Origin of the sequence: Aliidongia sp., assembly GCF_035943795.1 — a bacterium.
Taxonomy (GTDB): Bacteria; Pseudomonadota; Alphaproteobacteria; order ATCC43930; family CGMCC-115725; genus Aliidongia.
This window is the reverse complement of the sequence record NZ_DASZBY010000124.1, coordinates 43,417-52,884: the sequence shown is the minus strand read 5'-3', so window position 1 is coordinate 52,884 and position 9,468 is coordinate 43,417. Positions and strand designations below refer to the sequence as shown.

Genomic DNA, 9,468 nt, shown 5'->3' with positions numbered 1-9,468 from the left:
CCGCGTCCTTGTCCCAGCCGCCGCCGAGGGATTTGTAGAGCATCACGAGGTTGGTCGAAATGGTGGCGCGGCTGTCGGCCTCCTGCTGCTCGGCAGACAGCACCTGGCGCTGGGCGTCGAGTACATGCAGGAAGTCGGTCTCGCCGCGCCGATATTGCTGCTGGGCCAGGCCCAGGGCCTGGTGGGTCTGGTCGACCTGCACGCGCAACTGCACGTCGCGCCGCTGCTCGGCGTCATAGGCGACCAATGCGTTGTCGACCTCGGACCAGGCGTTCAGCACGGTCTTCTGGAAGGTGATGGCCGCTTCCTGCTGTTCGGCCTTGGTCAGCTCCAGATTGCCCTTGAGCTTGCCGCCCTCGAAGATCGGGATGCTGATGCTGGGGCCGAAGCTGTAGGTCCGTGCGTCCCAGCTGGCCAGATTGTTGAAGTGGATCGCCTGGATGTCGAGGCTGCCGTTCAACGTGACGCTCGGGTAGAACGCGGCCTCGGCCACGCCGATCTCGGCGGTCGCCGCATGCAGTTTCGCCTCCGCCTCGCGGATGTCCGGACGGCGGCGGGCGAGTTCCGACGGCAAGCCGATCGGCACCTGCGGCGGCACCGGCGGCACGGCGCGGGGTGCCGACAGTTCGGCCGCGAGGGCCCGGGGCGGCTCGCCCATCAGGAAGCCCAGCTGGTTGATCGCCGCGGCCTCGCGCTGCTCCAGCTGCGGGATGGTCGCGGCCACGCTGGCCAGTTGCGCCGCCGAACTGGCGACGTCGAGCTGGGTCGTCATGCCGTGGGCCGCCTGCTGACGCGTCAGCCGCAGACCCTGCTCCGACACATCGCGGTTGGCGCGCGCGATGCGCAGCTGATCCTGCACGTCGCGCAGCTGGACATAGTCGCGCGCCACCTCGGCCATGGTCGACAGCAGGATGTCGCGCCGCGCCTCGGCCGAGGCATCGACGCTGGCATCGGCCGCCTCGACCGACCGCCGGACCTTGCCCCACAGGTCCAGCTCCCAGCTGGCGTCGAAACCATATTGCCAGAGGTTGAACGGCTTGATCGGGGCCGAGCTGGGGACGCCGGACGCGCCGCCGGCGCCGCCACCGCCCAACAGGCTGAACTCGCCCTTGGGGCTCGGCTTCTGGCGCACGTAGGATGCGGCGCCGTTGACCTGGGGAAACTCGTCGGCCGCGGTGATGCGGCGCTGCGCCCGGCTTTCGGCCAGCCGCAGCGTGGCGACGCGCACGTCCGGATTCGCATCGGCCACGCGCTGCTCCAGCGAGGTCAGTTCCGGGTCGCCCAGTAGCGCCCACCAGTCCGCGCGGATCGGTTCGTTGACCGGCAGGCTCGCCACCGGATCGGGCTTGGGCGCCGGTGCGAACCAGGTGTCCGGCTGGAACATCTTCGGGGTCTCGAAATCCGGCCCCAGCGTGCAGCCGGCCAGGACCAACCCCAGGAGCGGCGCCAGCGTTCGATCAAGCCGCCTCATGGCCGCCTCCCTTCTTGTCGGAACGAAGCAGCAGGGTCAGCGGCATGGCGAGAAAGGCGAAGATCGCGCAATAGGCGAAGATGTCCATGTAGCCGAGGATCGAGCCCTGCTGGCGCAGCGTCTGATAGATCAATCCGGTCGGACTGCCGCTGGACCCCGCCACGGCGCCGTGCCCGGCGAGCGCGCCCTTCACCCGGCCCAGCAGGGTCGAGTAGCCGGGATCGAGCGGCGACAGGTGCGCCTGCAGATGGGCCAGCCGGATCTGGGTGCGCTGGGTGATCATCGAAGTCGAGATCGAGATGCCGATCGAGCCCGCGACGTTGCGGAACATGGTGAACAGCGCCGTGGCGTCGCCGTTGTCCTTGGGGTTGATCGTCGCGAAGGCGACCGTGGTCAGCGGCGCGAAGATGAAGGCCAGCCCCCCGGCCTGGGCCGCGCGCATCAAGGACAGGGTGAGGAAATCCACGTCGGGCGTCAGGTTGTGGGAATAGACCATCGCCAGGCCGATGCAGAGGAAGCCGAAGCAGATGACATATTTGGTCGGCGTCACGCTCTGCCATTTGTTCGCGACCGGGATCAGCAGGCAGATCAGGATCGCGCCCGGCGACAGGATCAGGCCGGCCAGCGTCGCGGTATAGCCCAGCACCTGCTGGGCCAGCTGCGGCAGGACGACGGCACTCGCGTAAAGGATCGAGGCCATGGCGACCATCAGCAGAGAGCTGACCGCGAGGTTCCGATCCTTGAGCACGCGGATGTTGACGATCGGGTCCTTGGTGTAGAGCAGCCAGGCGACGGCGCCCAGGATGCCGACGATCGCCAGCGCCGCGAAGATGCAGATGAAGTTGGAGGCGAACCAATCCTCGTCCTCGCCGCGATCGACCATGACCTGCAGGCAGCCGAGGCCGAGCGCGATCAGCGAGAGCCCGATGACGTCGATGCTCTTCGGCCGCTTTTCCTTGATGTTCTGCACCAGCGACATGACGCCGAAGAAGGTCAGCGCACCGACCGGCACATTGATGAAGAAGATCCAGCGCCAGCTGTAATTGTCGGTGATCCAGCCGCCGAGCGACGGGCCCAGCACGGGCGCCACCACGGTCGCGATCGCCGTGATGGCGAAAGCGCGGCCACGCTGCTCCGGCGGGAACGTGTCGAGGATGATCGCCTGCTGGTTCGGCTGCAGGCCACCACCGAAGAAGCCTTGGGCCAGGCGGCAGATGATCAGTTGCGGCAGGCTCTGCGACAGGCCGCACAGCAGGCTGCACACCGAGAACATGCCGATGCAGATCAGGAAATAGCGCTTGCGGCCCAGCCTGCGGCCGAGCCAGCCCGAGATGGTCAGCACGATGCCGTTGGCGACCAGGTACGACGTCAGCGTCCAGGTCGCGTCGTCGCTGCTGACCGACATGCTGCCGGCGATGTGCGGCAGCGCCACGTTGACGATCGTGGTGTCGAGCACTTCCATGAAGGCGGCCAGGGTCACCACCAGGGCGATCAGCCAGGGGTTGGCCGCTGGCTTGGCACCGTCGCTCATTCGAGCGTGACCGTCGGCGTGACCGACAGGCCGAGCGGCAATGGGAGATTGGGATTGAGCCCGCCGTCGATCACGATCTTGACCGGAATGCGCTGCACGATCTTCACGAAATTGCCGGTGGCATTCTCGGCCGGGAAGGCAGAGAAGCGCGACCCGGAGCCAAGCTGGACGCTGTCGACATGGCCGTTGAGCCGCAGCGACGGGTAGCCGTCGACCCGGATATCGACATGCTGGCCCGGCCTCATCCGGTTGAGCTGGGTTTCCTTGAAATTCGCAGTCACCCAGACCTGGGGCGAAACGATCGAGATGATCGGCGCGCCGGGGGCGGCCAGATCGCCGACCTCGACGTTGCGCTTGGTGACCCAGCCGTCCTGTGGCGCCGTCACATGGGCGTAGCCGAGGTTGATCGCGGCGGACTCCTGGCTCGCCTTGGCCTGGAGCAGCTGGCCCTCGAGCTGCGCCACCTGGGCCTCGGCCTGGGCTACGTTCTGTGGCACCAGATCGGCCTGCTTGACCTGGGCCTCCGCCTGCTCGACCTGGCCCTGGGCCTGCAGCAGGCCGGCATCGGCCTTGTCGATGTTCTGCTGGGAGGTCGCGGCGCGCTCGATACTGTGCTGGCGATTGTATTCGGCCTTGGCCTGGACCAGCTGGGCCTTCGCCTGGTCCAACTGCCCCCGGGCTGCAAGCAGCTGGGCCGGCGCCGTGACGCGCGCCTTGTCGAGCGCGACCCGGGCATTGGCCAGTTGGGCCTCCGCCGTCTTCACCTGACCCACCGACTGGTCGGCAGACGCCTGGAACACACGCGGATCGATCTCGATCAGCAGGTCGCCCTTGTGGACGAACTGGTTATCGTTGACCAGGAGCGCCGTGACCGTGCCCGAGACCTGCGGCGCCACCATGATGGCGCGGCCATCGATGAAGGCATCGTCGGTATCCTCCAGGTTCCGGTTCATGAACCAGTAGGCCACGCCGGCGATGATGGCGACGACGATGCCGATGGCCAGCGCGATCAACGGCCAGCGGCTGTGCGGCTGGTCCTTCTTCTTTTTCTTGTCCTTGTCTTTCTTCCCCTTGGCCTTTTCGCCACCCTCGCCTTCGGGATTGCCTTCCGTGCGATCGCGGTCTTCGGTCGGTTCTTCCTGGTCGGGCTGATTGTCTTCGGGCATGGCGTCGTCCTGGCAGGCGGCGTGAGAAGGAGGGTTGGTCCCATCGCGTCGGTCTGCCCGAGCGCATTGCACAGGGCAGGAAACTCCGCCCGTTGCAATTGCGTTCCATCGGGTCTCTTCCGGTGGGACGAGAGGCCGGTGCCCTGCCGAGGCTAAGCCCCGGCCGCCTCGTCCAGTCGATCCCATACCTCCGCCAGCGCCGGGGCACCGAGGCGTCCGCCAAAGCGCTCGCATTTGATGGCGGCGGCGACATTGGCGACCCGGACCACCCGTTCCAGATCCCATCCCTGAACCAGGCCATGGACATAGGCGCCATGCCAGACGTCGCCGGCGTTCAGCGTATCGCGCGCGACGATCGGGATCGTCGGCACGATCCATGCGGCCCGGTCGCCCCGTCGCCGGATCAACGCACCCTGGGCGCCGCAGGTGACGCCGACCACCGCTGCGTCGAGGGTGCCGACGATCGCATCCAGCGCCGCCTCGACCGAGGCCGCGGCCGGCACGAGCGACAGCAGCGCGGGTTCGGAAAACAGCACATGGTCCGCCAGCGGGATCAGCTCGCGCAGGATTTCAGGAGGTGCGATGTCCGCGTCCAGGATCGTCGGGACACCATCGCGCCGGGCCTGATCCAGCAAGGCGCGGGCGCCCTCGATCCAGCGGACGTCGACCAGGACGGCGCCGGCATCCGCGACCCGATGCAGCGGCAGCCAGGACGCATCCGTATCGAGGCCGGGATCGGCGTACGGCACGACCAGCCGCTCGCCGGCACGGTCGACCAGGATGGTCGAGATCCAGGTTCGCCCGCCCGGCACGCGCCGGACATGATCGACGCCGACCCGCTCCGCCGCCAGATTCTGCAGGAAGGCATCCCCGGTCGCGTCGTCGCCGATGCGCGTCCAGATCTCGACCGGGCTGCCCAGGCGGGCGATCGTGGCCGCGGCGGCCGTCGCCATGCCCGAAGCGGCCTGGACCGCCTGCTCCGCCAGGACCTTGGTGCCGTGGCGCGGAATCTCGTCGACCTTGAAGATGGTGTCCCAGAACGCGCATCCGAGACAGATGACCGGCCTGGCCGTCACCGCGTCGCCTCCGCCCGCAGGACTCAGGCGGCGATGGGCGTGAACAGCCGGCTGTCGCCCAGCGCGTCGACGCCGATCGTCTTGAAGTCGGTTCCGTCGACGGCATTCACCAGCTTGGCGTACTGGCGGCCGTCCACGCCGGTATAGACGTTGGCGATCACCCACGACGCGGAACGGCTCGTGGCGCTGATGCCAGTCGGGCGATAAGCTTGGCCGATGCTGATCGTCGTTTTCATGGTGGTGCCGCCTCGGTCAAAATGTGCGGCCCAGTTTAGCCGGTGGAACCGGCAAACACCTAATGCCGATCACGCACTGCCGCACGAAACCCGCCGGAGAGACCGAAGCGGTCGCCCAATCGAGTGGCGAGGTCCGGCAAGATGCAATCGGGCGTTATACTGGCCGAACGATAAAATCTGAAGACTATGTTAGGAGGTTTGGTGGACTCTCGCACGATTCGGCGACAGAGGAGCAACCTTGCCGACGCCCGAGGCCATCGACCCGCCGTCGAAGCGGACGCCCCCCAGATCCGGCAGCCGGCGATTGCGTGCGCTGATCGCGGGCGCTTGCCTCGTCGTGGTGAGCGTGATGGTGCTGGTCGGCTGGACGCTGTGGGACTCGCGCCAGACCGCGCTCGACCATGCGGCGCAGACGTCGCGGAACCTCGCCTCGGCCCTCGCCCATGACATCGAGCGCAATCTCGCAAGCTACGACCTGTCGCTCCAGGGGGTGATCGAGGGTCTGAAATTCGACGAACTCAAATCGGTCAGCCCGGCCCTGCGCAATCAGACCCTGTTCGACCGGGCCGCGACGGCGACGTTCCTCGGATCGATCATCGTGCTGAACGAGCGCGGCGAGACGGTGATCGATTCCCGGTCGCCGTCGCCCCGGTCGCTCGTCTACGCCGATCGAAGCTATTTCCGGGTCCATCGCGACAATCCGACGGCCGGCCTTTACATCAGTGGACCGTTCAGGGGCGTGCAGCACCACGAATGGGAAATCGCGCTCAGCCGGCGGCTGGAGACCGAAGAAGGCCAATTTGCCGGTGCCGTGGTAGGCACCTTGAGGCTCGCTTTCTTTCAAAACCTGTTCGACAGCGTCGACGCCGGCCCGGACAGCGCCGTGGCCCTGCTCGCGACCGACCGGACGATGATCATTCGCAAGCCCTATGACGATACCGAATGGGGCCGGAACATGACCGGCTCCGTCTTGTTCGAGCACTACGCTGCGGCCAAGACCGGCTCGTTCGAGTACCGCGCCATGACCGACGGCGTCGATCGCATCGCCGTCTATCAGCAGGTCGGGGATTTCCCGCTGATCCTGACCGTCGCCGTGGCCCGCGACGTCATCTTGGCGGAATGGCGACAGAAGGCGCTGATCGCCGGGTCCGCCGTCCTGTTCGCGATCGGGCTTACCGCCATGCTCGGCGCCTTTGCGTTTCAGGAATTGAACCGGCGCGGACAGGCGGAACAGGCTGCGCTGGAAAGCGAGCGGCGCTATCGGCTGCTGGCCGACAATTCCTCGGATCTGATCGTGCTCGCCGACCTCGACGGCGTCCGGCGCTTCATCTCCCCCGCGGCTCGCGCGCTCTATGGGTATGAGCCCGAGGAAATGATGGGCTCCAATACCTTCGGCGCCGCCCATCCGGACGACCGGCCTCTACTGACCGCCGCTTTCCAGCAGCTGTCGAATGGCGCCAATAATGCGGTCGTGCAGCTGCGGGCCCGGCGCAGGGATGGCGACTATATCTGGGTCGAGACCAACATGCGCCTGGTCAGGGATCCGCTGACGGACGAGGTCCGGGTGCTGGGCCTGATCCGCGACATCAGCCGGCGCCACGCAATCGAACAGGCGGTACGCGAGAGCGAGGCGCAATTCCGCTCGCTGGCCGACAGCGTCAGCGACGTGATCATCCGCAGCGCGCCCGATGGCCAGCGGCGCTACGTCTCGCCGTCCTGCCGCACCGTACTGGGCTATCAGCCGGAAGAGCTGGTCGGCGGCCGGCGCGGCACCTTCGCGCATCCGCTCGACCGCGAACACGTGGAAAAGCGGCTGGCCGCGATCGTCGCCGGCGACAGCAACAACGTCGTGGTCTATCGGGCTGTCCGGCGCGACGGCGCCGTCATCTGGCTCGAATCCAGCACGTCGCTGGTCCGCGCCGCGGCCACCGGCGAGCTCATCGAGATCATCTCGGTCATGCGCGACATCTCGCAGCAGAAGGCGATCGAGGAACGGCTGGAGCGGGCTCGCGAGGAGGCCGAGAAGGCGAGCCAGCTCAAGTCCGACTTCCTCGCCAACATGAGCCATGAAATCCGCACGCCGATGAACGGCATCATCGGCATGACCGGCCTGCTGCTCGGCACCGGCCTGGACGCCGAGCAGCGGCGCTTTGCCGATGCGGTCCGGATTTCGGCCGACGCCCTGCTGTCGGTCATCAACGACATTCTCGACCTGTCGAAACTCGAGGCCGGCAAGCTCAACCTCGAGACCGTGCCCTTCGGCTTCGCGACCATCGTCGAGGATTGCGCCGAGCTGATGATGGCGAAGGCCATCGACAAAGGCGTCATCCTGACCGCCGAGGTCGCCGATCGCACGCGCCAGCCTCACCTGGGCGATCCGACCCGGCTGCGCCAGATCATCCTCAACCTTCTGTCCAACGCGGTGAAATTCACCGATCACGGGTTCGTCGCGATCAAGGTCAGCGGCACGGCCATCGATGACGGCGCTGCCACGCAGGTCCGGATCGAGGTTGAGGATTCCGGCATCGGCATGGACGCGGCGGCCCAGGCCAAGCTGTTCCGGAAGTTCGAACAGGCCGACAGCTCGGTCGCCCGTCGGTTCGGCGGTACCGGTCTCGGCCTCGCCATCTCCAAGCAGCTGATCGACCGGATGAATGGCCGGATCGAGGTGCACAGCACGCCGGGCCAGGGCAGCTGCTTCACCGTCGACCTGACCCTGCCGACCAGCGACGCGACGCTGCCCACGCGCGCAAGCCGCGCGGACCATGCGAACGGCACGACGCCGCGAACGACCAGCCCACGGAAGTCGGGCAAGATCCTGGTCGCCGAGGACAATGCGGTGAACCAGCTTCTGGTCGTGACCCTGCTCGAAGAGGCCGGCTATGTCGTCGACCTCGCCGAGGATGGCGCCCAGGCGCTGGCCGCGGTGCGACAGCATCGGTACGATCTGGTGCTGATGGACGCCCAGATGCCGAACATGGACGGCCTGCAGGCGACCCGGGCCATCCGGAGCCTCGCCGAAGGCAGGGGCCGCATGCCGATCATCGCACTGACCGCCAACGCGATGGCGGGCGACCGGGAACATTATATCGCGGCCGGCATGAATGATTATCTGTCGAAGCCGCTCGACGCCCCCACCTTGCTGTCGCTGGTGTCGGCCTGGATGAGGGACCCGCGCGACGGATCCGCCTGAGCGCCAATAGGAAGGTGGTCAAAGCGGCGCGGATAGGGCAATCCTCAGCCCCCAATCCTGCGGCAGGTGTGCGATGTCGAAGAAGATCCTAGGCCGGTTCAAGCATATCAATCGCGGCATCGTCATCGAGGATGGCCGCGAGATCGAGTTTTGCCTGCAGTTCAAATCCGGTGACGAATGCACGGTGCAACTGCCGGTCGGCGAGATCCCGCGGGTCGTCCAGTTTCTCGAAGCGCTGCAGATGCAGGCGTCCGACGATTAGGCGTAGCCTCCGTCGCGACCTCGTCGGGGGCGCGACGGAGAATGCCATCGGTCAGATCGCCGCGTGGACGCGGATCTCGACGGTCAGGTCTGGCCGCGCCAGCTTGGCCTCGACGCAGGCGCGCGCCGGCGTGTTGCCCTGTGGTACCCACTTGTCCCAGACCGAGTTCATTTCGGCGAAGGTCGCGATATCGGCGATCCAGATCGTCGCCTCGATGATCTTGGTCTTGTCCGTGCCGGCGCCGGCGAGGATGCCGTCGATCTGCTCCAGGATGTCGGCCGTCTGTGCCGCGACCGACTGTCCCGCGGCCTTGCCGGCGACCTGGCCCGACAGATAGATGATGTCGCCATGGATGACCGCCTCGCAGAGCCGGGGGCCGACACCGATGCGCGTGAGCTTCGCCATTCTCAAAATCTCCAGATGAATGCGGACGCTGCCGCAGCCTGAGATGTGCCCGGGATTGCCTTCGGCGGCAAGCCTCGGATCGCCGGAAGAAGACCACCAATAGTCCGACGAATTCAGGGCAGCCATGC

General features: G+C 66.8%; 8 protein-coding genes. 2 read left to right on the top strand and 6 right to left on the bottom strand.

Annotated elements, in window-relative coordinates:
• The 5 genes from VGV37_RS24845 to VGV37_RS24825 form a co-directional block, all read right to left on the bottom strand.
• The coding region (locus VGV37_RS24845; RefSeq protein ID WP_326882482.1) for an efflux transporter outer membrane subunit at window positions 1–1,471 on the bottom strand (1,471 nt) is incomplete at its 3' end.
• Window positions 1,458–3,002, bottom strand: a complete 1,545-nt coding sequence (locus VGV37_RS24840; RefSeq protein ID WP_326882481.1) for a DHA2 family efflux MFS transporter permease subunit — start codon at window positions 3,000–3,002, stop codon at window positions 1,458–1,460. The genes VGV37_RS24840 and VGV37_RS24845, both read right to left, overlap by 14 nt.
• Window positions 2,999–4,168: an HlyD family secretion protein gene (locus VGV37_RS24835; protein WP_326882480.1), complete on the bottom strand. Its 1,170-nt coding sequence runs from the start codon at window positions 4,166–4,168 to the stop codon at window positions 2,999–3,001. Before VGV37_RS24835 ends, VGV37_RS24840 begins: the two co-directional genes overlap by 4 nt.
• Before the next feature lie 152 nt (window positions 4,169–4,320).
• Entirely contained in the window at window positions 4,321–5,244 is a 924-nt protein-coding gene (locus VGV37_RS24830) for a PfkB family carbohydrate kinase (RefSeq protein WP_326882479.1), read from the bottom strand.
• A gap of 23 nt (window positions 5,245–5,267) precedes the next feature.
• Window positions 5,268–5,480, bottom strand: coding sequence for a hypothetical protein (locus VGV37_RS24825; protein WP_326882478.1), 213 nt, complete (start codon window positions 5,478–5,480; stop codon window positions 5,268–5,270).
• A gap of 238 nt (window positions 5,481–5,718) precedes the next feature.
• On the opposite strand from VGV37_RS24825, the gene VGV37_RS24820 reads away from it, so the two are divergent.
• Together VGV37_RS24820 and VGV37_RS24815 are read left to right on the top strand one after the other, a co-directional pair.
• Entirely contained in the window at window positions 5,719–8,673 is a 2,955-nt protein-coding gene (locus VGV37_RS24820; RefSeq protein WP_326882477.1) for a PAS domain S-box protein, read from the top strand.
• A gap of 73 nt (window positions 8,674–8,746) precedes the next feature.
• Complete coding sequence (locus VGV37_RS24815) at window positions 8,747–8,935, top strand: hypothetical protein (RefSeq protein WP_326882476.1); 189 nt, start codon at window positions 8,747–8,749, stop codon at window positions 8,933–8,935.
• 51 nt (window positions 8,936–8,986) lie between these two features.
• Here VGV37_RS24815 and VGV37_RS24810 read toward each other — a convergent pair whose 3' ends face one another.
• Complete coding sequence (locus VGV37_RS24810) at window positions 8,987–9,340, bottom strand: RidA family protein (protein ID WP_326882475.1); 354 nt, start codon at window positions 9,338–9,340, stop codon at window positions 8,987–8,989.
• Window positions 9,341–9,468 lie beyond the last annotated feature (128 nt).

Bases quoted from the DNA above. Each gene is read 5' to 3' on its own strand.
- VGV37_RS24815 (WP_326882476.1), top strand. From the start codon at position 8,747: ATGTCGAAGAAGATCCTAGGCCGGTTCAAGCATATCAATCGCGGCATC.
- VGV37_RS24810 (WP_326882475.1), bottom strand. From the start codon at position 9,340: ATGGCGAAGCTCACGCGCATCGGTGTCGGCCCCCGGCTCTGCGAGGCG.
- VGV37_RS24840 (WP_326882481.1), bottom strand. From the start codon at position 3,002: ATGAGCGACGGTGCCAAGCCAGCGGCCAACCCCTGGCTGATCGCCCTG.
- VGV37_RS24835 (WP_326882480.1), bottom strand. From the start codon at position 4,168: ATGCCCGAAGACAATCAGCCCGACCAGGAAGAACCGACCGAAGACCGC.
- VGV37_RS24825 (WP_326882478.1), bottom strand. From the start codon at position 5,480: ATGAAAACGACGATCAGCATCGGCCAAGCTTATCGCCCGACTGGCATC.